We start from the raw sequence: 21,679 nt of genomic DNA, 5'->3' as shown, positions 1-21,679 counted from the left end.
ATTCTCCTCTATTCTTTAAAATTGCTTTGCGTATTCTTCGTGTTTTTTTACATTTTCTTGAATTAACTGAATTCGATCTGCCCCAAATTGATCGATAATAGCAGATGCTAGTTCCCAAGCAATCACTGATTCTGCTACAACCGCCGCCGCCGGTACTGCACAGCTGTCTGATCGTTCAATACTTGCAGCAAACGGCTCTTTTGTATCAATATCTATACTTTGCAGCGGCTTGTATAAGGTAGGAATAGGTTTCATGACGCCTCGCACCACAATCGGCATCCCTGTTGTCATGCCTCCTTCTAAACCTCCTGCATTATTCGTTTTACGCGTATAGCCGTTTTGTTCATCCCATAGAATTTCATCATGGACTTCACTTCCCGGTCTGCGAGCTGCTTCAAAGCCTACGCCGATTTCAACGCCTTTAAACGCGTTAATGCTCATAATAGCAGCAGCTAGCTTTGAATCTAACTTACGATCATAGTGCACGTAACTGCCTACTGCAGTAGGCATTCCTTCTACTACTACTTCCACTACGCCACCAATGCTGTCTCCATTTTCTTTTGCATCATCGATTGCTTTCATCATTTTCTGTCCCGCTTCTTCATCTAAGCAGCGAACAGGTGACGCTTCAGTTTTTTCCTGAAGTTCTGTTAGCGACTCATATGCCGTTTTTTCAGCTTTCACACCGCCGATTTCAAGTACGTGACATGCAATATTTACACCTACAGCTTTTAATACTTGTTTGGCAACTGCGCCTGTGGCTACTCGTACCGTCGTTTCACGAGCAGATGAACGTTCTAATACGTTTCGCATATCTCTGTGGCCGTATTTAATCGCTCCATTTAAATCCGCGTGACCTGGACGAGGTTTTGTAATTTGTCTCTTTACTTCTTCATCATGATCAACTGGATCAGCACCCATAATATTTCTCCAATGCGTAAAATCTTTGTTTTCAACGACTAAAGCAATTGGTGAACCAAGCGTCTCACCGTGGCGAACACCGCCTTTAATCTGAACTTGGTCTTTTTCAATCTGCATGCGGCGTCCGCGCCCATGTCCCTTTTGTCTTCTTGCTAAGTCTTCATTAATATGTTCGGCTGTTAACTCAAGTCCTGCCGGTACTCCTTCAATAATCGCTGTTAATTGAGGTCCGTGCGATTCTCCTGCTGTTAAATATCTCATATTATCGATTCCTTTCTGTTATAAAAAATAAAAAACTCGCCCCTACGTCATAGGGACGAGTTTTTCTCGCGATACCACCCTAGTTGCAAACATTGCTTGCCACCTCGAATTGTTAACGATCCGCTGACCGCTCTGTAAAAGAGTACTCAAAGAGTGTAATTCGCTCACATTTTTGTACTGACTTCCACCAACCGTCAGCTCTCTGAGACAGGGAAATGTTTGCTACTAGTTTCTTATCACTGTATCACTATGAAATTAAGATAATTTTACTGCTGCACCTTTTAATTCTTCCATGAATTTGTGGAATTCAGGAATGTTCATTTGCTGTGCTGAATCTGATAGTGCTACTGCTGGGTCTGGATGAACTTCTGCCATTACAGCATCTGCGCCGATAGCAATCGCTGCTTTTGCACATGGTAATAGTAAGTCTTTGCGTCCTGTCGAATGCGTTACGTCTACTACAACTGGTAAATGCGTTTCTTTTTTCAAGATTGGAACAGCTGAGATATCTAATGTGTTGCGTGTTGCACGCTCGTATGTGCGGATACCGCGTTCACAAAGAATAATGTTTCCATTTCCGCGAGACATAATGTATTCAGCAGCGTTAATGAATTCTTCAATTGTTGCTGCCAATCCACGTTTTAAAAGAATTGGTTTGTCTACAGAACCTGCAGCTTTTAATAGCTCGAAGTTTTGCATGTTACGTGCACCAATTTGAATCACATCTACGTAGTCTAGAGCCGTTTCAATATCTTGAGGAGAAACAATTTCACTGATAATTGATAGACCTAGCTCATCTCCTACTTGACGTAAGATTTTTAATCCTTCCACTCCAAGACCTTGGAAATCGTAAGGTGATGTACGTGGTTTGAACGCTCCGCCGCGCATTAATGTAATGCCTTGTTCTTTAAGCGCTAAGCCCACTTCTTTTACTTGTTCGTAGCTTTCTACTGCACATGGTCCCATTACGAATTCTAAGTTTCCAGGTCCTACTTTTGTGCCATTGATGTCAACGATTGTATCTTCTGATTTCTTTTTACGAGATACAAGAAGTGCTTTACGGTGATCGTCTTCTTGAAGTTCTAAGCTTGCTTTGAAAATTTCTTTGAAAATATGCTGAATTGTTGAAGCTTCGAATGGACCATTATGGTTAGCTAAGATTTGATCTAATGATTTACGTTCACGAACTGGATCAAAGCGATTCACACCTTGTGTACCTTTTACTTTTCCAATTTCTTGTGCGATTTCACCGCGTTTATTTAATAATTCTAAAATTTCTAAATTTATTTCGTCGATTTGTCCTCGTAATTGTTCTAGTGATTTTGTCATTTTAAAAATCCTCCTTTGATTTTACAACCTTGAACGGATCTTTTCGTTTAGTTTGTATTTAAAAATCCGTTTTACACCTACACAGCCGCTTATGCGGATATACAAAAAGTCCCTACTGATTGTATCAGTAGGGACGAATTGATCGCGGTACCACCCTAATTGCAAGCATTGCTTGCCTCTTCATTAAGATAACGGCTATTGCCGCTTTTGACTATTGCCAAAAGAAAGCTCCAAGAATGTAATTCGCAATCTCTTTTGTACTGATTCGCACCAACCATCAGCTCTCTGAATACAGGGAAGATTTTGCTACTATGCTCTTTTCATCGCTTGTAATGGATATAAAATTATAATGGACCGAAATACAAAAAGTCCCTACTCACCCTTAAGATTGTTCTTAAGAGTCAGTAGGGACGAAAATTCGCGGTACCACCCTAGTTGCAAGCATTTTGCTTGCCTCTTCATTAAAATAACGGCCAGGCCGTCTTTTCCTGCTCGGAAAAGATGCTCAAGGAATGTACTTCGAAAAAATTTTTGTTCTGACTCGCAGCAACCGTCAGCTCTCTGATACAGGGAAATTTTTTCTACTCGTGCTCCTATCAACGCTCAGTATTGACTATGTATGCGTACTTGGATAATCAGTTCCGATCGTTTGAAACTGTTTGTCGCTTCCAAGTTGTGTGTAATGTTGTGTGATGTTGATTTGTATTATGAATGGTTTTTTTATCTTCGTCAACACTTTTTATTAATTTTTTTTATTTTTTAAAAACCATTTCCCCTTCAAACCTCTCTCTATCAAGAGTTTTGTCACTTTAATTTTTTTCAAACACGTATTCCATTTCAGAGTCATATTCAATAAATCCATGTTTTTGATACAAGCTTTTTCCAGCGGCGGAAGCATTTAACCATATTCGATTTACACCACTTTTTTGGCCGTACTGCATCAAGTGCTTTAAAATAGCGGAAGAATAGCCGTGCTTTCGGTGATCAAAAGCTGTATACATGTTCATAACATATGCTTCTTTTCCTTGAAGGTTACCCGGTGAAGGCGGACGTATAAAAAAGACGATGCTTCCTGATGATACAACTTTTCCATCGACTTTTAAAATAGCCGTATAATTATTTGGGCTATTTATATTCGCAGTAAAATATTCTTCTGTCGCCTTTCGAAACAGCTCCTCACTCCCATTTAGTTCTCCCAGTTCTTTCATGAGCAGCATTCGCAGGTTAACCAGGTCCTGCACGTCTTCTAATAGTGCTTTTTCAACCATTGTTCTCCCTCTTTTCGTCTCTTTTACAAAAAAAACTCTCAGCATTTGAGAGCTTCATTTAAGCAAGAAAAACAGCTCCGTATACGAGTGCTCCGACAATAACGAACGCTGGATGCACACGTAATTTTTCCAATAAAAGAAAGCTGGCTGCTACTAAAAATAGAGTTTGCCATATACCTGAATCACCGTATGAATTCATAAAAAATTCATACGCCATTAAGCCAAGTAAAATAGCGATTACGGGACGAATGTAGTTGGTCATTTTCTTAACATTTGGTGAATCTTTATACTTAAATAATATTCGAAGTAAAATGACTAAAAGCAAAACCGACGGAGCAATCGTTGCAAAAAGAGCAATCACCGAGCCTAAAATCCCTGCCTGCTGATATCCGATAAATCCCGCCATTTTTGTCGCAATTGGACCTGGAAGCGCATTTCCAATTGCCAGCATTTCACTAAACTCTTTAACGGTAAGCCAATGGTAGCGGTCTACAACTTCTTTTTGAATGAGCGGAATCGACGCAGGTCCTCCTCCATAGCCTAAAATATTTGAAACAAAAAACGCCATAAATAGCTGAATATAAATCATACCGATTCCCTCTTTTGCTTGTGCTCATCACTTTCGCCTTTTTTTCCTTTTCGTTTTAGCGGAATCCAAGCTGCTGCCATAAGTACAATAATAATAACTGCTGGATGAATATGGGCAAATTCCATTAGTCCTAAACTAATAATGAGTAAGATAATAGCTGGCGTCCAGCCTAAACCAGACGTTGATTTTTTAAAAAAATCCCATGTCATAACCGCGAGCATCACTCCCACTACAGGAACGACTGCTTTGGTCATCCCCATAACCCAGGGCTGATCTTTAAATTGCGTTAAAGTGGTCAACAGTAATACCATTAAAAAAACGGTTGGAATAACGGCTGCAAATAAAGCTGTACCGAGACCTAAGATACCGCCGACTCGATAGCCGATGTATCCAGCCAGCTTTGTCGCAATAGGCCCAGGCAGCGTATTGGCAATTGCTAACAAATCGCCAAATTCATCGTCATCCATCCACTTGTACGTATCGACTACTTCTTTTTTTACAAGTGGAATAGCTGAAGGTCCTCCTCCGTAGCCGAGCATACCTGAGCGAAAAAACGCTATAAAAATATCCAATTGTCGCATTTCTCGCGCTCCTTTCTCTGTGATTTAATAAGCAACGACGGCTCCGTCTGTTCGTGCTTCTGTGCCGCCGTATAATACACCGGTTTGTTCATCTCTTAAAATAATCTGCCCTCTTCCAAACGTATGTCTGCTCGTAGCCACATGAATATCATGCCCTTTGCGTTCTAATGCTTCTACAATATGTGAAGGCATTTCTTTTTCCACAAGAACCTTTTTATGTTCAATCCACTGCCATCTTGGTGCATCTAAAGCTGCCTGAGGATTTAGATGAAAATCAATCATATTCATGATGACTTGCACATGTCCTTGCGGCTGCATAAATTTACCCATTACACCGAATGAACCTACAGCACTTTTATTCTTTGTTAAAAATCCAGGAATAATGGTATGATAGGTTCGTTTTCCAGGCTCTAATCGGTTATGGTGCTGTGGGTCTAACGAAAAATTGTGCCCGCGGTTTTGCAGGCATATGCCCGTATTAGGTACGACAAGTCCTGAGCCAAAATCCATGTAATTACTTTGAATGAATGATACCATGTTTCCTTCTCCATCAGCTGTAGCCAAATAGATCGTGCCGCTATGAGACGGCTGTCCGGCTTCGGGAATAAGCGCTTTTTCACCAATCAGCCCTCTGCGCTTGTTTGCATAAGAATCATTCAACAAATCTTCAACTGCTACTGTCATTTTATCAGCATCTGTAATAAATTTTTGTCCATCTGCAAACGCTAGCTTCATAGCTTCAATTTGCTTGTGGTATGTATCGACAGAATCTTTGGCATCAAAAGAAAAACCTTTTAGCGTATTTAGAGCTAAAAGCGCAATAAGGCCTTGGCCGTTGGGCGGTATTTCCCACACATCGTATCCTCGGTAAGAAGTTGAAATCGGCTTTACCCACTCTGCTTTAAAAGCTGCTAAATCCTCTTTTGCTAAAAATCCGCCGTGTTTTTTCGAAAAAGCTGCTATTTTATCAGCTAAATCCCCTCTGTAAAAAGATTCCCCATTCGTTTCGGCAATTCCAAGCAGTGTAGCAGCATGGTCTGGTGATCGCCACATTTCCCCTACCTTAGGAGCAGATCCATTGTTAGTAAATGTCTCAAACCAGTGTTTATATTCTTCACCTTTTAACGCGTGTGTAAATCGTTCAAACGCTCGTTCCCAATTGTACCCTAAAATTGGGGAGATTGGGAACCCTTCTTGCGCATAAGAAATAGCCGGCTGCAGCACTTCTTTTAACGGTAGCCGGCCAAAGCGTTTTGACAGCTCCACCCACGCACTCGGGGCACCTGGGACCGTAACAGGAACAAAACCGCGAGCCGGCATCTCTTTTATCCCCATGGCGCGCAGAGCCTCAATAGAGATAGAAGCAGGAGCAGGACCGCTCGCGTTGAGTCCATATAGTTCTTCATTTATCCACACAAGAGCAAATGCGTCTCCGCCAATTCCATTTGAAGTAGGTTCTACCACCGTTAAACAAGCTGCGGAGGCAATAGCAGCATCTACTGCATTGCCTCCTTTTTTCAACATTTCAAGACCCGCCTGAGCGGCAAGAGGCTGACTAGTTGCTACCATTCCGTTTTTTCCAAACGTGCACGTACGCTGCGATGCATATGGGTGTGTGAAAAAGTATTCGCTCATAGAAAATCTCCTCATTTCTTTATATGGTGAATAACGAATCTTTACAGACTAGACAACGCTACTTCTTCCTCATAAACTTCTAAAGCTGCTTGCAGAGCAGAACCTGCATTTACGCTTGCCCCGTTTCGAATAAGCACTGCTTCAAGACCGGCTAATGTAAAGAGAACGTTGTCTTTACGGCAGCTGTATCCCATTGTACCGATACGCCATATTTTTCCGTGCATCGGCCCAAAAGAACTTGCGATTTCAATTCCAAATTGTTCAAGAAGCGTAGAACGAACTGCTTCCCCGTCAATTCCTAATGGAATTAAGACGCACGTAACGGTTGGAACTTTTGAGTGCTCATCGCCAAATAAAGATAATCCCATTGCTTTAATTCCGGCTACAAGTGCTTTTTCGTGGAGACGATGCCTTGCAAATCTTTCTTCTAACCCTTCTTCTAAAATAACGCGCAGTCCTTCTCTCAAAGCATAGAGCATGGACGTTGCTTCCGTGTGATGATTTAGCCTGCGCTCACTCCAATAGTCTTGAAGCTGACTCAAATCAAAATAGTTGCTGATAATATTTGGACGCAGACGAACAGTTTGAGCATCTGCTTTTGTCGCAATTCCTTTTTCAACTTTTTTACGTTCCATGATAATTTTTTCAACACGATCATTGTACGTAATAGGTGCCATACCCGACGGAACAGATAAACACTTTTGTGTACCTGCAATCAATGCGTCAATGTTCCACTCGTCTACTTTTACATCCGTACCGCCGATAGTAGCTACTGCGTCGACGATAAATAAAACATCTTGGTCGCGACATGCAGCACCAATTTCTTTAAGAGGCTGCATTCTCCCTGTAGACGTTTCGCCATGAACCATTGCAACGATTTTTGGGTTTACTTTTTTTATTTCCTGGATTACGGTCTCAGGGTCAAACACTTCTCCCCATTCGCATTCAATATTGTGTACCTCAGCTCCGTAGCGCTCGGCAATTTCCGTTAATAAATAGCCGAAGCGGCCGAAAATCGGGACGAATACTTTATCGCCCGGTTCAACTACACTTGCAAGAACTGCTTCAATCCCAGCTCTAGACGTTCCATCAACGGGAAAAGCCCATTTGTTTTTGGTTTGAAATAGCTCACGAAGCATTTCCATCGTTTCGTTCATAATGCGCGTAAATGCGGGGTCGAACTGACCTAAAATAGGTGTTCCTAATGCTCTTAATACGCGTGGATCTGCTTCTACGGGGCCTGGTGTCATAATCGTACGCGGCGGTGTATGAAGCTGTTTTGTTATAGTCATGTCAAATTCCTCCTAGTAGGCAAGTTTATATAATAGTTCTATTAAGACCTTTACTCCTTTTTCTAACTGTTCTCCTTTGGTGAATTCCTTTGGGGAATGGCTGATTCCATCTTGGCTCGGGACGAATAACAAACATGTGGGAACTCTTCGCCCGAATACCTGCGAGTCGTGTCCTGCACCGCTTACTAATTCTCGGGAGGAGATATTCTTTTCCGAGGAAATAATTTTGGAAAGTTCAGATAATTGTTCGCTCATGGCAACAGGTTTTTCATCCATCCAGCAGTTGAGATTCACTTCTAAATCCCCTGCTGTTCGCTTGATAATTTCCTTCATTTCTCGTTCTGCTTCTTGTAAAACCTTATACTCATGATGTCTTATATCGACCGTGAATTCTACATATCCTGGTATTACATTCGGTGCATTTGGAGAAAGTGTAATTTTTCCAACCGTTACGTATAAAGCGTTATGATATTTTTCGCTCAATTCAATAAATGCCTTAGCGAGTTTGCAGCTCACATAAAATGCATCTTTTCGGATGTTCATCGGGGTTGTGCCCGCATGGTTACTTTCACCTTTAACAGATACTGTAAATCGTTTCTGCCCGACGATACTAGAAACAATTCCGATATCGCAATGAGACATTTCAAGCTGCTTTCCTTGCTCGATATGCAGTTCAATAAAAGAAGCGATGTCTGTGCGGTATGGCTCGCTGTGGAGGCCTTCTCCGAAATTGAGCTGTTTCATTGCGTCATCCAGCTTAACCCCTTCTTTATTTATAACATGTTTTGCATCACTTTTGCTGTGTAATCCATTCATATTACCTGATCCCCAATACGTAAGAGGAAATCTGCTACCTTCTTCTTCACAAAGTGATACGACCTCTAAGGTTTTTGTAGGGGAGCCATAATGCGCATATAGGTACTGCAGAGCAATGATACCTGCCACAACACCAAAAGCCCCGTCATATTTTCCTCCGTTTATCACGGTGTCGATATGGGATCCTGTTAAAATAACTTGTTGTTCTGGACCCGTTCCTTGCAACCGTCCAAATAAATTTCCTACATCATCGTAATACGTTTTGAGGTGAAGTCCCTTCATTTTTTCTTCCAATGCCTTTTGAGCTGCATTCCACTGTTCCGTATATAAAAGCCTCGTGACACCTTCTTTTTCATCTAACCCAAACTGTGACAACCAGCTAATGTTTTCTTCGATTTGCTGACAAAGCTTAGATTTTCCCGTCATATCTGCAACCATTGCTATCCCTCCTGCTATCTTCATTTTAAGAAAATGACTGATTGTTTTCATTAACACTTTCTACAATGATTTAGTGTTTTTTTAGCTATTATCACTAAATACACAAAGTCTTATATACGTTACTTTTCCTAACGTTATATGTTATTTATTTTATCTTACAGAATTAAATAAACTTCTTCATTAACAATTTATACATTTTTTTCTGAAAATTTTATTTATTTTAACTAAACTTTCTTATAAAATAGAAGATAGATAAAAATACGCGCAGGGAAATGTGAGAATTTTTAACAAAGGGAGTAATGAATAATGGAACTACAAACTCTTTTACGCATCCCGATTTATGAGAAAGCATCTGTAGTAGCCGGACAAAAAGGGGTCACCCGCAAAGTACATAACGTCAATATGATGGACGCACCCGATATTTTATCTTTTTTAAAAGAAGGAGAATTTTTAATTACAACGGGTTATCACTTCAAAGAACATGAAGAAAGCTTAGCAAAACTTGTAGAAGGAATGGCTAAAAAGAAATGTGCAGGATTGGCCATAAAAACGAAGCGTTTTTTCGAACACGTGCCTGTTTCTATTTGTCAGCTAGCTGATGAACTTCACTTTCCAATCATTGATTTCCAAACGGACGAAACGTTAGGCGCGGTTATTAATGAATCTCTCAGCTTTATTTTAGATAAAAAAACAGCCGAGCTTCAGCAAGCGATGGTCACACATCAGCTATTTTCCTCCTACATCTTACAAGGAAAAGGCATTGAGAAAATTATGCAATCCATTCAAACGTTATGCAATGCTCACGTTGCCCTTTTTGATACCCATGGCCATGAACTCTTTTACACAAACAAACGCGAACCTTTTTCGCTCCCAATGGAAGAAGCGGTAGCGGGCGCTAAGCAGCTGTTTTTACGAACGTCAAAATATACAACCTTTTCCTTTTTGAACACAAAAAAAACCGTTACGCTTTTTCCGATTGCTACTCATACAAGAAAGTACAGTTATTTATTTATTGAACACCAAGTTTCTTTATCCGATTCAGCGCTCCTAACGATTGAACAAGCGACAAACGTTTTATCCTTCGAAATGATGAGACAGCAGGCTTTGTATGAAGCTGAACGGCGACGAAAAAACGATTTTTTCAATCAGCTTGTTAACAATTATTATAAAACGCCTGAGGATGCTTCCTTTCAAGCACAGATGATGGGCTTATCAGCAGGAAACAGCTATATTTGCGCCGTTGGGAAAATTCATTCTACATTCACGCCTTACAGCGATGATGATATGATCTATGAGCTCCTTCAATATGAGTTATCAGCAGGTCCTACAGAGGCCGTTTTGTTTTTCTATGACAATCTTTACATTCTCTTGTTTACACCTCATTCTCAACCTATGATTATAGAATGCTTGCATCGCTTGCAGGAAGCTGTTTACCGTCACTACGATAAGCGAATGTCATTTGGAATTGGAAACCAAAGCCAATCCCTACTTACAATCGCTGACTCATATAAAGAAGCTGTTGAAGCTCTTGAAACCATCCATTTTAAAGATCAGTCAAAGCTTATTCAATTTTATCAGCCAAAACAGTTCAAAGAGCTGCTGAGGTTGCTTCCAGCAAACGATTTACAGGATTACTATTCTCAAACATTAGAAGGTTTGCTGCAGTACGATAAGAAAGATCGCTCCATCTTACTTGACACGCTCGAAACATATCTAAATTCCAATTGCCAAATCTCAGAGACTGCTAAGCAGTTATTCGTTCACCGGAACACGGTAATCTATCGAATCGAAAAATGCGAAGAGTTACTAAAAAGACCTATTCACACGTCAGAGGAAACCCTTCGGCTGCGCGTAGCTTTTCAAATTTTTTCTCTTGTGCATGCCAATTAAGTATAACTACAATAAAAAACGCCTGAGTAGATACTCAAGCGTTTTTTATTGTAGTGCATATTATTTATTTCGCTTTTAATTTAGACTGTACTGATTGTAATTTCCCAGCCATCGTATGATTTTCTTTATCACGGCGATCATCAATTCGTAAATTTGTACACACGCGCTGAATACCATTTTCAAAAGGTACTTCATGCATCTCTTGAACAATTTTTAGCAGCGTGCTTAATTCCCCTTCAATCAATGTATTCATAGGGGTTAATTGATATGTAATTTCATCTTCATGCTTGGCCAGCACTTTTTGAATATCAGCTACGTACTGACTCACGCTTGGCGTTTCCGTACCTACCGGAATAATGGTTACATCTACAATAGCCATGTTATACACTCCTTTTGTTTATTCTCCAATTATCATACCAAACGACACAAAAATTTCCTACTTTTACGTTTACGGTGCATAGAAAAAAGGAATAGTTATGCAACTACTCCTTTTTGTTACACTCTTATAGGTAACGCTTTGCTCCTAAGTAACGTTTTGACCAGTAAGAGTTGCTTAATGATGTGATTGTTACGCCTGTTGAAGAACCTGCATGCATGAATTGACCGTTTCCGATATAAATTCCAGCATGGCTAGCTCCTGGTTGGTACGTTTCAAAGAAAACGATATCTCCAGGCTGAGGTGAACTTACACGCGTACCAGTTTGATAGATACTAGCAACTGTACGAGGAAGACTTACACCTACTGCATTGCGATATACATAGTTAAGGTAACCACTGCAATCAAATCCTCCAGGCGCAGCTCCGCCCCAAACATAAGGTGTTCCCATAAAACGTTTACCGTATGAAATAACTTTTGAAGCTGAGCTTGAGCTTGAGCTGCTTCCTGTTGATGTTGAAGGCTTTGAGCTGCTTGAGCTGCTTGAGTTTAATTTATTTAGCGTATCCGGACCCGCTTCTCCGTCTACTAATAAACCATTTGCACGTTGAAATGATTTTACTGCACTTGTTGTAATTGAGCCAAAGTATCCTGTTACACCAGCTGAGAAGTAACCTTTATTTTTTAGTTTTTGCTGAAGGCTGCTTACTGCTGAACCTTTCATACCTTGACGTAAAATAGTTGAGCTGCTAGAGCTAGAACCGCCAGTTGAAGCGCTAGAACCCCCATTTTTTAATTTACTTAACGTAGCTGGACCCGCAATTCCATCCACAGACAGTCCATTTGCACGTTGAAATGCCATTACTGCATTCTTTGTAATTGAACCGAAGTATTGAGTTGTAGTTCCTTTAAAATAGCCTTTATTCTTTAGCTGTTGCTGTAAAGATTGTACGTTTGGTCCTGTTGAACCAACGCGCAGCAATGAGCTTGAGCTAACTGATGAACTTGATGAGCTTCCGCTTCCTAGCAGTTTATTAAATGTAGCTTGACCTGCAATACCATCTGCTGATAAACCATTTGCGCGCTGAAACGATTTTACTGCGCTAGTCGTGATTGAACCGTAATAGTTTGTTGTTGTACCGTATGTAAAATAACCTTTGTTTTTTAATTTTTGCTGTAATTCTTTCACATCTGAATTACTTGTTCCTGGGTGCAGCGTAGCATCTCCTAAAGCAGCTTCACTAATTGTAGGTACTACTGTTAAAGATCCACATAACGCTAACGAATATATCAACTTTTTCATAAAAAAAGGTTCCTCCAATGCCATAATCTACTAATCTATAAGACGTTTACATTGTAACAACACATTATTACAAAATAACATCACTAATATTACATTTATGTTACAGGAAACGACAGTAGCGCAGCCGTATGGTGTATATTGTCGTAGTTTATTGTCGTTTAACACTTAATAAGTTCGACAAAAAAGCTAATATATTCCAATATTATTCCTTTTCCTACACTAATAATAGGTAAAAAATCACCCGTAACATTATCTTTATATTTCAAAAAAAACAATTTATTTTTTTTTGAAATGTGAAACTTTTTTTAAAATTATTCGTTTAGTGGATTTGTTCCCCTCTTCAGCAAAACAGCTTTTCTTCTAAAAATTTATATTATTTCCATATTAATGAATAAAAAAGCGCGTGCTGAAAAAAATAGTCTTGGTTATGTTTTAAATAAGGAGGATTATTTTATGAGCCATAAAGGCATTCATGGTACAAATGTTAGCGGATCAGGTGACTCGGAAGACAAACGCTATGCAAACGGAGAGAACGAGCAGACGCTTACGACGCGTCAAGGTCACCCCATTCGTGATAACCAAAATTCTCGAACGGTAGGCAACAGAGGACCTGCTACTCTTGAAAATTACCAGCTGATTGAAAAACTTTCGCATTTTGATCGTGAACGTATACCGGAACGTGTTGTTCATGCCCGAGGAACGGGAGCTCATGGATATTTTGAAACGTACGGAAAGCTTGGGGACGAGCCCGTTGAAAAATACACCCGCGCAAAAGTTTTTTCAGGAGCAGGCAAACAGACGCCCGTTTTTGTCAGATTTTCTACCGTAACTCATGGAAAGGACTCTCCAGAAACGATGCGAGACCCAAGGGGATTTGCTGTAAAGTTCTATACAGAAGACGGGAACTGGGACTTAGTAGGAAATAACCTTAAAATATTTTTTATCCGCGATGCTATTAAATTCCCTGATTTGATTCATGCTTTTAAGCCCGATCCTGTGACAAACCGTCAAGATACCGAGCGTATTTTTGATTTTATTTCTCATACACCTGAGGCTATGCATATGATTACTTTTTTATTTTCACCTTGGGGAATACCTGCTAACTATCGGCAAATGCAAGGTTCCGGTGTTAATACATATAAGTGGGTCAACAAAGATGGCGATGCCTTTCTTGTTAAATACCATTGGGAACCAAAACAAGGAATTAAAAATTTGACCCAAAAACAAGCAGAGGAAATTCAGGCTAAAAATATCAGTCACGCTACTCAAGACTTGTATGAAGCGATTGAGAGCGGCAACTACCCTGAGTGGGAACTTTGTATGCAAGTCATGGAAGACGGAGAGCATTCCGAACTAGATTTCGATCCGCTTGATGACACGAAAATTTGGCCGGAAGACCAGTTTCCATTTCTTCCAGTAGGTAAAATGGTCCTAGATAAAAATCCAAGCAACGTATTTGCTGAAACGGAGCAAGTCGCATTTGGTACGGGTGTGCTTGTGGATGGGCTAGATTTTTCTGATGATAAAATGCTGCAAGGAAGAACGTTTTCTTATTCCGACACGCAGCGTCACCGCGTGGGAACAAACTACTTGCAACTGCCTATTAACGCGCCGAAAAAACATGTAGCAACAAATCAACGAGATGGTCAAATGGCCTATCATGTAGATGCAGCTCCTGGTCAGAACCCGCATGTGAATTATGAGCCATCTTCTCTTGGAGGTCTTCAAGAAGCGCATGATCATCCAAAACCTCATCAGCCTTATGTTGAAGGGAATGTAAAAAAAGAAAAAATTGACCGTACAAATGACTTTAAGCAAGCTGGTGAACGCTATCGTTTATTAGAAGACTGGGAACGTGATGAGCTTATTCAAAACTTAGTAGACGGTTTAAAGTGCTGTCACCATACCGTTCAAACAAAGATGATTGAGCTTTTAACTCAATGTGATTTTGACTACGGCAATCGAGTAGCTAATGGTATCGGTCTTCTCATGCATGATGATGGTTCTTTAGAAATTGAAATGGGAGCAGAAATGACTCCTACATATGGGAAATTGCCAAAAGAAGGCGGTTCACCGTTAGGAAGCAACAAAGCTGCTGATGCGGTAGAAGAAGCTAATGAAAAAGGAAAAGACGCCCATCCTTATTAACAAAAAACATCCTGCAGCGACAGCAGGATGTTTTTTGGGTTAAACGCTTATGACCAAGTAACGGCAAACACGTGGTAGTCATTTTTTAACTGTGGCGCATCAATGGGTGTCCCGTGCTGATATCCTTGTGTAACTCTTTTAGGATGTAAGGGTTGAACCCATTCTTTCACTTGCTGGTTTGTACCATTTGCTAAAATATATACACAATCAGAAAATGCCCCGTCATTGTTTGGACTATCAACTTTTAGTACTTCCACTAACACATCTTGGACACACGTTTTTCTCTGAATACATGTAAGCGTATGGTAGATGATATCAGCGGACACATCGTTATTTAAACGAAAGCCCACCTTTTTTTGTTCAAAAAAAGACGAGAATGAGACGATTGGTAATGTCTTTTTTTGTTCATACGCTTGAGATAAAATCTTGACAAGAACTTCTCCACTCAAGATGATCCCTCTTTCTAAAAAACGCTTCATCACAACATATGTGAGCATTGGTTATGCTCATAGGATAATATATTATCATAGTTTAATTCTGTGGTGTTAGTCTTTTTTGAGGTTTTTACACTGGGAATTATACCCGCCTATTTCTTGCGTTTCCCCGACGTTCTCGCTACTAGCAAAAGAACGAATAATAAAATAAATACCCCTGCTCCTACAAACATATCGTACAAGAAATCCAGCATCATACTCCTCCTTTTCCTCCAAAAAAAACGCTGTTAAAACCAAGCGTTTTAACAGCGTTTTTTCGTTAGATAAAGCCTAGCATATTAATAAATACAATGATAATTAAAACAGGTGCGATGTATCGAATAGCAAGAAGCCATAAAGAGAACCAGCGCTTCACATTCGTCGAACCATGCTTAAACTCTTCAATTAACACATCTTTTTTCATCTTCCAAGGAACAAAGATGGCAATTAAAAGAGCACCGAGAGGCATAAGGATATTACTTACAAGAAAATCAAAAGCGTCAAAGATGCTTTTTCCAAAGATCGATACGTCACTTAATAAACCATACGATAGTGCTGAAGGTATTCCTACCACAAAGATTAGTAAGCCCGAAATCCAAGATAGCTTTATGCGTTTATGCTGCTCTCCTTTGGCTAATGAAGCAACAATAATTTCTAACATCGAAAACGCAGATGTTAAAGTAGCAAATAAAAACAGCGCCAAAAAGAAAGTTTGAAACACAATTCCGAACGGAAGCTGTTCAAAAATAGAAGGCAATACAATAAATAAAAGACCTGGTCCTTCCGTCGGCTTTACGCCCATTGAAAAGACTGCAGGGAAAATTGCCAAACCTGCTAGTAAAGAAATCAAAATATTTAACGCTGAAATTGAAATAGCCGATTTTGGCAAGTTTTGCTGTTTGGACAGATACGAACTGTACGTAACCATAACCGAAACGCCTACGCTAAGCGAAAAGAATGCTTGTCCCATTGCAAACAAAATGGTTTGGGAGGTAAGCTTTGAAAAATCTGGATACAAAAAGAAAGATACGCCTTCCATCGCTCCGTCTAATGTTAAAGAACGAATAATAATAATAATAAATAAAATAAAGAGAGCAGGCATTAAAATTTTGTTTGCTTTTTCAATACCATTTTGAATACCTCTTGCTACTACAACAATTGTTAAAAGAAGAAAAACAAATTGAGAGATAACAGCATTTGTTGGATTAGCAATGGTGGAGTTAAATAAACTCCCGTAGTCACTTACTCCATTGAGCTGACCCGTGACGCTTGCAAAAATATATTGTAAAATCCATCCTCCTACTACACTATAGAAAGATAATAAAATGAAGCATGTAATCACGCCTAAATACCCGATTCCTTTCCAAAGAGAACCGGGAGCAACTGCATCATAAGCACGAATTGCTTCTTTTTGTGTATGTCTACCTAGTACAAATTCAGCAAGCAAAAGCGGCAAACCAATAATTGCTGTAAACAAGATAAACAGTAAAAAAAAGGCCCCTCCTCCGCTTGTTCCGGCTACATAAGGAAGTTTCCAAATGGCTCCGATTCCAATTGCTGAACCGGCGGATGCCAAGATAAAGCCGAGTTTTGATGTCCATTGTTCGTTTTGACTCATGTTTTCTCACCATTTTTCTTTATTTATTCTGATTTGTCATACTATATCACACAACCCTGCTGTCGAAAAGGGTTTTTGTTGTTTTAACCCCCATCATGTGTTATGAATAGTATGTAGGTTTCATGATTTATTTTCGTAACTAAAAAAAGTTTGACAGTTAGAGGTACAAAAAATGACAAATCAACAAGTAATACAGCAGCAATTTTTAGATAAGTTCCTTGACTTTATCTTAGTAAAATGTCCAAACTGCGAACTATGTGCGCGAGTTGTAAAACTGGATAAAAAATTGAGCGGGTCAACACACTCATGCACGTGTCCTCACTGTGGTTATCTAGACGTCATCAGCGCTGAGGGCCAAGGACCGTTAGAACTTTCTGAAGCAGTAGATCCTTTTTTTCAGCTTCCGCTTTACTTGGAAACAATCTGCCCTGAACGTCGACTTTGGGCTTATAACTTAGATCACCTTCAATATATTGAATCTTATATTGAAGTTAAAACATGCGGGGCTTGTTTCGACGAGCTGTCGGTTGAACACTCATTGCCAGATTGGGTAATTCATAAGCAGGAAGAAGCACTAAACGAAATTCAACGTTTAAAAGACACCGTCTTTTGCACATTCAAATGAAGATAGAAAAGAAACGTTGCCAAAGAGGCAGCGTTTCTTTTTTACGAAGAACTTTCTTCGGTAAGTTTTCTTCGATAGTCCCCGGCCTTGTCGAACTCTTTTGCGGTGCCGACGAAAAAGTAGGTTACCGTATGATTTTTGTTACCTTGAGTCGTGCCATGAATCATCTTCCCTTGCTTCAATTGCTTTCGCTCTCCATTTTTATTTACATAGAAATATTTATTTCTTGCCCAGCCGCCGCCGCTTAAAAGCGTTTTGGTTTTCCCGACTCCCTGCTCGTTTACTTTAAATACAGTGTAGTCTCCTTCTGTCTTGCTAGGATTTCCGTTATCTTTATCATATTCGACCATAACCCATCCTTTGTACCCTTCTGGTATAAGGAAAATGCTCGGTTGAGACGTTTCATCTGGACGGCCACATCCAGATGCGATTACGATCAATAAAAACAAAATGAGCCACCTTTTCACTTTTCCCAACTCCTTTCTTAATAAAAGACGTGTCTCTATACTGCTTTTAGTTTTTGTTGAAGGTAAGATTATATTCTTTTTGCACCCCTCAATTTTTCCCAGTTTATCCAGTCAAATATGCTATATTTACGTATTGTTTGTCACACACTATTAGCAGGCGTTTACAATTTACATGGGAGGATAACAAAAATGAGCTATGTTTTTTTATTTATTTTGCTCTTTGTCATTCCGCTTTACACACAGCAAAAAATTGTTCGTGCCGACCGTGAAAATACACGTATATTATTACTAAGTGAACACGAGCAATCTGGACATAAAAAAAGCGATTCCCCGTAAAACAGGAATCGCCTTCTTTTAATATGTTAAGCTTCCAGCGACAATAAGGCCAACGGCTATCGATGCTGCAAAAAGAGTTACTCCAACCGCTACATTTCCTTCTTCTACTTTTTTGGCTAGGCTCGTTTTAGGCGTCATAATAAATTCAATAATCCAATATGTCACTACTTGAGTAATGATACCTACTACTCCCCAAAGAGTTGCATCTACCAAATTTAAGCTGTTGCTCCACACAGTGAAAATGACAATAGCAAGCCCAATTCCTTTTCCCCATAACTTCAAAGCGACTGCGACATTTCCTTTTTTTATAAGTTCACGATCATTAAATTTTGTTGTTAATTCAAATACGATTACTCCGATAAATAATAGCCCTAATCCTACCGCTACGTGAGATAAAAAACTCCCTATACTAGCCCAATCAATCCATTGTGTCATTTTTAGTTCCCCTTTTCATTTTAATCCAATCGGCAAATAATACGATTCGTTATCTGTAATTTGATTTCCAGCTCGAATTCCTACTGCGCTTGCTTTTCCATTTAATAAAAAGCACCCGTACATGATATGAGCCTCTACTGTTTTCGTTTGCGTCTTCATTTTTGCAGTTGGCAAAGGAATAAACTGTTGATATACAGCCGTGTATTCTTGATATGTCTTATGCTGATCTTCGTCTATTTTGATTCCGTCTTCATTATAAATTTCAACGGTATCTCCCTCACGACCAAACGATGGTTTCTTCACAAATGCTTGTTTTCTTTCAATAAATGGATCTTCTTCTAAATACGTTGGTAAAAAGTATGTTTCAATAATGTGATGCTCTTCTTTAGTGAAGAAAGGATGATGTTGTTCATACAAAGCCCAAATGAGTGCTTGCACGGCTTTAGACTGCAGTAAAAATGCAGAAGGCGGATTGATTATGGCTACTTGTTTTTGCTGTACCAATGTTAAAAGCATGTGTCCGACTTTTTCATGCGTACTCGGATCTTCATCTTCAATTAAATGTTCAAGCGGATAAGTTTGGCGATAGAGTACGTCTATTTTTTGTCCATGTTGATCATACACGCCCGCTTCTATATGTTCACCTTCTTCAACTGTAGAGGCAGGGACAATTCGAAGCTGCGATAACGGAACGTATGTAGCATCTACATCGGCTAGCTTCATTAAATAAAGAGTCGTTAGCTTATCTTCTTCATGTGTATCATGAGAAGAAAAAACGACGTTTGGATAGTTCGTTCTATCTAGCTCGTTATAAGCTTCAAAAATGGCGTGTTTTAATGCTAAAGCAAGCTTTTTTTCTTCAAGCTTATTAGGGTTTTGAACCTGAAAATGCCGACAGACTAACTCATTTACATGAAATAATTCTTTGATGAATGTAGGCGTATCCGCGTTTAGTTCTAGAAGCTTGATTTGATCAGCCGTAACAGCAAAATCAAGGCGTGAAATAACACTTTCTGTTTCCATCGTTTTCAGTCGCAGGTACGGTAAACTGGCTTTTGGAAATCCTAAAGAAAGAAGCGTCTGATCATCTAATGAACGAAGTAAAGGTGCCGTTTTAAAAAATAGTTCCCCGATTTGATTTGCTGCTTCTTTAATAGAATGAATGATGTGAGAAGACTCCATATGTACGTCATAAAGAGCATACTCTGTTCCATATAAGTCGTACCAAAAATCTTGAATTTCTTTATAAAACATTTCTCGCTTTTCTTTATGCATTACCCGCCAAAACCGCCTTTAGAGCCGCTCCCAATTCCAGATTTATACGAGCTGCTTGATTTAAATGATTTATAGGACGATGATGAGGTCAGCTGTTTTTTAGACCCGTAGTAGCGCCCTCCGTGATAATATGAACCGCTGTGCGAAGAAGAAGAATCTGAACAGTAGTACGTTTTCGTATCTTCATCCCATTTCCACTTGTCGCACGATTTATCTTTCGGTTTAGCTGGTCTTGCCTGATCAGTTGAACCACAGGCAACGAGCGATGTCATTAAAGCAGTGGTCAAAACCCCCGCCATCATTTTTTTTGTTTTTGACATTAAGCCTTTCCCCTTTCATACGTTATGCCTGTTTTTGTTACATATAAACTGTACGCGCTGCGGTCTTCATCAATTTCCGCAGAGTCTCTTTCCCATTCCAATCCATTATAGTACGTATAAACAGTTCCGATATAGCTTAATACGTCCAAATGCGTATAAAATGAAGAGGCGAATAAAATCGGATGTCCTTGAAGAGAATTCAGTTCGCGGACTTCTAACGTAATCTCTCTGTGATCACCTTCTGCTTGCTCTTTCGGTCCATGTTCATGTTCTTTCACATAAATAATATGTATATCATCTTCGACTGCAGATGAAGTTTGTTTATACGTTATTCCTTCTTTAACAAAAAATTCGCATTCTCTTCTTGCTAAAATTTGTTCAAGTTCAATAGACTGATAGTGATAAATAGATACAAACGTATCATCAGGCTTTAGCAGTCGGTATTCTAATTTTGCCATTGTACAACTCCTTTTGTGACTTTTTTGTGAACGCTCTTTAGTAAATACGCACAGATTTTCAAAAAGTTTCAATTTTTTCTCATATAAAAAGGCTTAGCTTTAAATAAGCTAAACCTTTATTTTTTTATCACATCTGTCACAACTTCATAACCGCCTGTGTATGGGTCGAATACATATTCAAGCATGCCGTTTCCACGATGAACTTTGAATAGATACCTGTATTTTTTAGGGCTGTCTTTTGCTGGATATACGTATTTTCCTTTTTGGAACTGACTTAGCAAGAGCTGTTCTCTTTGCGCAAGCATTTTTTTTGCTTCATTATAACCATACAGCGGGAGATTTTTGGCATAGAGAACCGGTACGAATACAAGTACAACGACTGAAATCGTAATAAGCCCTTGTTTAAACCACCGCATAAACCTCTTTGGATTTCGCGAAAGTAACATCGTTATGACAATTACTATTAACAAAGGAACAATATATACTTGCACATACGGAATGTTTGCAAATACAGGTCGATTAATCAATAAGACAATTACTTCGATAGCTGCTACTAATACTAAAATAAAATAGACCACTTACTCTTCACACCTCGACGATTCAATGAATTTTATATGTGTTAGAAAGTATTCCCACTCATGAATGAACTCGTCTATTGTATCATAAGACGCAAAAAAAATATCTACGCTCGTCTATTTTACGGTATTCAGATACTAAAAGAGATTGAGACATAACAAAATCATCCCAATCTAAAGACGAGCATGAGATAAATACGCTAGTATGCTCCCTTGTTACACCGCTGTTGACTTCCGTGTAAGGCTTCGT

General features: G+C 39.4%; 21 protein-coding genes, 1 pseudogene and 3 other annotated features. Of the genes and pseudogenes, 4 read left to right on the top strand and 18 right to left on the bottom strand.

The window, feature by feature from the left end; all coding sequences use genetic code 11:
* Nucleotides 1-15 precede the first annotated feature (15 nt).
* The 8 genes from aroC to allC all read right to left on the bottom strand — a co-directional run bounded on the left by aroC (nt 16) and on the right by allC (nt 9,130).
* Entirely contained in the window at nt 16-1,182 is a 1,167-nt protein-coding gene (gene aroC / locus ACWATA_RS09275) for a chorismate synthase (RefSeq protein ID WP_047750559.1), read from the bottom strand.
* Between the two features lie 48 nt (nt 1,183-1,230).
* Nucleotides 1,231-1,431, bottom strand: a binding site (T-box leader).
* A gap of 6 nt (nt 1,432-1,437) precedes the next feature.
* The gene (locus ACWATA_RS09270) at nt 1,438-2,511 is read right to left on the bottom strand and encodes a bifunctional 3-deoxy-7-phosphoheptulonate synthase/chorismate mutase (RefSeq protein WP_013057698.1); all 1,074 of its coding nucleotides are present in this window, start codon (nt 2,509-2,511) and stop codon (nt 1,438-1,440) included.
* Between the two features lie 126 nt (nt 2,512-2,637).
* Nucleotides 2,638-2,844: a binding site (T-box leader), on the bottom strand.
* 70 nt (nt 2,845-2,914) lie between these two features.
* Nucleotides 2,915-3,120 (bottom strand) — a binding site (T-box leader).
* A gap of 200 nt (nt 3,121-3,320) precedes the next feature.
* Nucleotides 3,321-3,779, bottom strand: coding sequence for a GNAT family N-acetyltransferase (locus ACWATA_RS09265; protein WP_274862521.1), 459 nt, complete (start codon nt 3,777-3,779; stop codon nt 3,321-3,323).
* Nucleotides 3,780-3,837: 58 nt separating this feature from the next.
* The gene (locus tag ACWATA_RS09260; RefSeq protein ID WP_014459451.1) at nt 3,838-4,368 is read right to left on the bottom strand and encodes a chromate transporter; all 531 of its coding nucleotides are present in this window, start codon (nt 4,366-4,368) and stop codon (nt 3,838-3,840) included.
* Nucleotides 4,365-4,949 (bottom strand): chromate transporter, encoded by a 585-nt coding sequence (locus tag ACWATA_RS09255; protein WP_028412785.1) that lies wholly within the window; start codon nt 4,947-4,949, stop codon nt 4,365-4,367. Before ACWATA_RS09255 ends, ACWATA_RS09260 begins: the two co-directional genes overlap by 4 nt.
* 24 nt (nt 4,950-4,973) lie before the next feature.
* Nucleotides 4,974-6,584, bottom strand: coding sequence for a gamma-glutamyltransferase (gene ggt / locus ACWATA_RS09250; protein ID WP_367077061.1), 1,611 nt, complete (start codon nt 6,582-6,584; stop codon nt 4,974-4,976).
* A gap of 41 nt (nt 6,585-6,625) precedes the next feature.
* Nucleotides 6,626-7,876, bottom strand: a complete 1,251-nt coding sequence (locus ACWATA_RS09245) for a pyridoxal-phosphate-dependent aminotransferase family protein (RefSeq protein WP_367077060.1) — start codon at nt 7,874-7,876, stop codon at nt 6,626-6,628.
* Nucleotides 7,877-7,888: 12 nt separating this feature from the next.
* Nucleotides 7,889-9,130 carry an allantoate deiminase gene (gene allC, locus ACWATA_RS09240; RefSeq protein WP_224980593.1) on the bottom strand — a complete coding sequence of 414 codons (1,242 nt, stop codon included), beginning with the start codon at nt 9,128-9,130 and terminating at the stop codon, nt 7,889-7,891.
* A gap of 306 nt (nt 9,131-9,436) precedes the next feature.
* On the opposite strand from allC, the gene ACWATA_RS09235 reads away from it, so the two are divergent.
* Nucleotides 9,437-11,020, top strand: coding sequence for a PucR family transcriptional regulator (locus ACWATA_RS09235; RefSeq protein ID WP_028412781.1), 1,584 nt, complete (start codon nt 9,437-9,439; stop codon nt 11,018-11,020).
* Between the two features lie 64 nt (nt 11,021-11,084).
* Here ACWATA_RS09235 and ACWATA_RS09230 read toward each other — a convergent pair whose 3' ends face one another.
* A complete protein-coding gene (locus ACWATA_RS09230) occupies nt 11,085-11,399 on the bottom strand; it encodes an MTH1187 family thiamine-binding protein (protein ID WP_013057706.1) in 315 nt (104 codons plus the stop codon).
* 124 nt (nt 11,400-11,523) lie between these two features.
* Complete coding sequence (locus ACWATA_RS09225) at nt 11,524-12,699, bottom strand: C40 family peptidase (RefSeq protein WP_430079163.1); 1,176 nt, start codon at nt 12,697-12,699, stop codon at nt 11,524-11,526.
* A 453-nt stretch (nt 12,700-13,152) separates the two neighbouring features.
* Here ACWATA_RS09225 and ACWATA_RS09220 point away from each other — a divergent pair.
* Nucleotides 13,153-14,677, top strand: a pseudogene (locus ACWATA_RS09220) (catalase); the annotation flags it as partial.
* 217 nt (nt 14,678-14,894) lie between these two features.
* Here the strand turns inward: ACWATA_RS09220 and ACWATA_RS09215 are convergent.
* Both ACWATA_RS09215 and ACWATA_RS09210 read right to left on the bottom strand, forming a co-directional pair.
* Nucleotides 14,895-15,296 carry a hypothetical protein gene (locus ACWATA_RS09215; RefSeq protein ID WP_224980258.1) on the bottom strand — a complete coding sequence of 134 codons (402 nt, stop codon included), beginning with the start codon at nt 15,294-15,296 and terminating at the stop codon, nt 14,895-14,897.
* Between the two features lie 304 nt (nt 15,297-15,600).
* Nucleotides 15,601-16,938, bottom strand: coding sequence for a sodium-dependent transporter (locus ACWATA_RS09210; RefSeq protein WP_028412777.1), 1,338 nt, complete (start codon nt 16,936-16,938; stop codon nt 15,601-15,603).
* A gap of 172 nt (nt 16,939-17,110) precedes the next feature.
* Between ACWATA_RS09210 and ACWATA_RS09205 the strand changes: the two genes are divergently transcribed.
* A complete protein-coding gene (locus tag ACWATA_RS09205; protein WP_028412776.1) occupies nt 17,111-17,563 on the top strand; it encodes a hypothetical protein in 453 nt (150 codons plus the stop codon).
* Between the two features lie 41 nt (nt 17,564-17,604).
* Here ACWATA_RS09205 and ACWATA_RS09200 read toward each other — a convergent pair whose 3' ends face one another.
* The gene (locus ACWATA_RS09200; RefSeq protein WP_033580617.1) at nt 17,605-18,030 is read right to left on the bottom strand and encodes a DUF6843 domain-containing protein; all 426 of its coding nucleotides are present in this window, start codon (nt 18,028-18,030) and stop codon (nt 17,605-17,607) included.
* Nucleotides 18,031-18,219: 189 nt separating this feature from the next.
* On the opposite strand from ACWATA_RS09200, the gene ACWATA_RS09195 reads away from it, so the two are divergent.
* The gene (locus ACWATA_RS09195) at nt 18,220-18,366 is read left to right on the top strand and encodes a hypothetical protein (RefSeq protein ID WP_165351762.1); all 147 of its coding nucleotides are present in this window, start codon (nt 18,220-18,222) and stop codon (nt 18,364-18,366) included.
* Between the two features lie 18 nt (nt 18,367-18,384).
* On the opposite strand, the gene ACWATA_RS09190 is transcribed toward ACWATA_RS09195, so the two are convergent.
* From ACWATA_RS09190 to ACWATA_RS09170, 5 genes are all read right to left on the bottom strand, one after another.
* Entirely contained in the window at nt 18,385-18,801 is a 417-nt protein-coding gene (locus ACWATA_RS09190; protein WP_033580616.1) for a DUF350 domain-containing protein, read from the bottom strand.
* 15 nt (nt 18,802-18,816) lie between these two features.
* Nucleotides 18,817-20,076 (bottom strand): glutathionylspermidine synthase family protein, encoded by a 1,260-nt coding sequence (locus tag ACWATA_RS09185; RefSeq protein ID WP_274862524.1) that lies wholly within the window; start codon nt 20,074-20,076, stop codon nt 18,817-18,819.
* Nucleotides 20,076-20,396 (bottom strand): hypothetical protein, encoded by a 321-nt coding sequence (locus ACWATA_RS09180; protein ID WP_028412772.1) that lies wholly within the window; start codon nt 20,394-20,396, stop codon nt 20,076-20,078. The genes ACWATA_RS09185 and ACWATA_RS09180 overlap by 1 nt, the downstream gene beginning before the upstream one ends.
* On the bottom strand, nt 20,396-20,854 hold the full coding sequence (locus ACWATA_RS09175) for a hypothetical protein (RefSeq protein ID WP_274862525.1): 459 nt from the start codon (nt 20,852-20,854) through the stop codon (nt 20,396-20,398). The genes ACWATA_RS09180 and ACWATA_RS09175 overlap by 1 nt, the downstream gene beginning before the upstream one ends.
* A 116-nt stretch (nt 20,855-20,970) precedes the next feature.
* The gene (locus ACWATA_RS09170) at nt 20,971-21,432 is read right to left on the bottom strand and encodes a hypothetical protein (protein WP_033580613.1); all 462 of its coding nucleotides are present in this window, start codon (nt 21,430-21,432) and stop codon (nt 20,971-20,973) included.
* Between the last annotated feature and the right edge of the window lie 247 nt (nt 21,433-21,679).

The sequence above is a fragment of the Priestia sp. USM5 genome (assembly GCF_058323215.1).
Note: the sequence above shows the minus strand (reverse complement) of the source record. Positions and strands in the feature narration are given on the sequence as shown.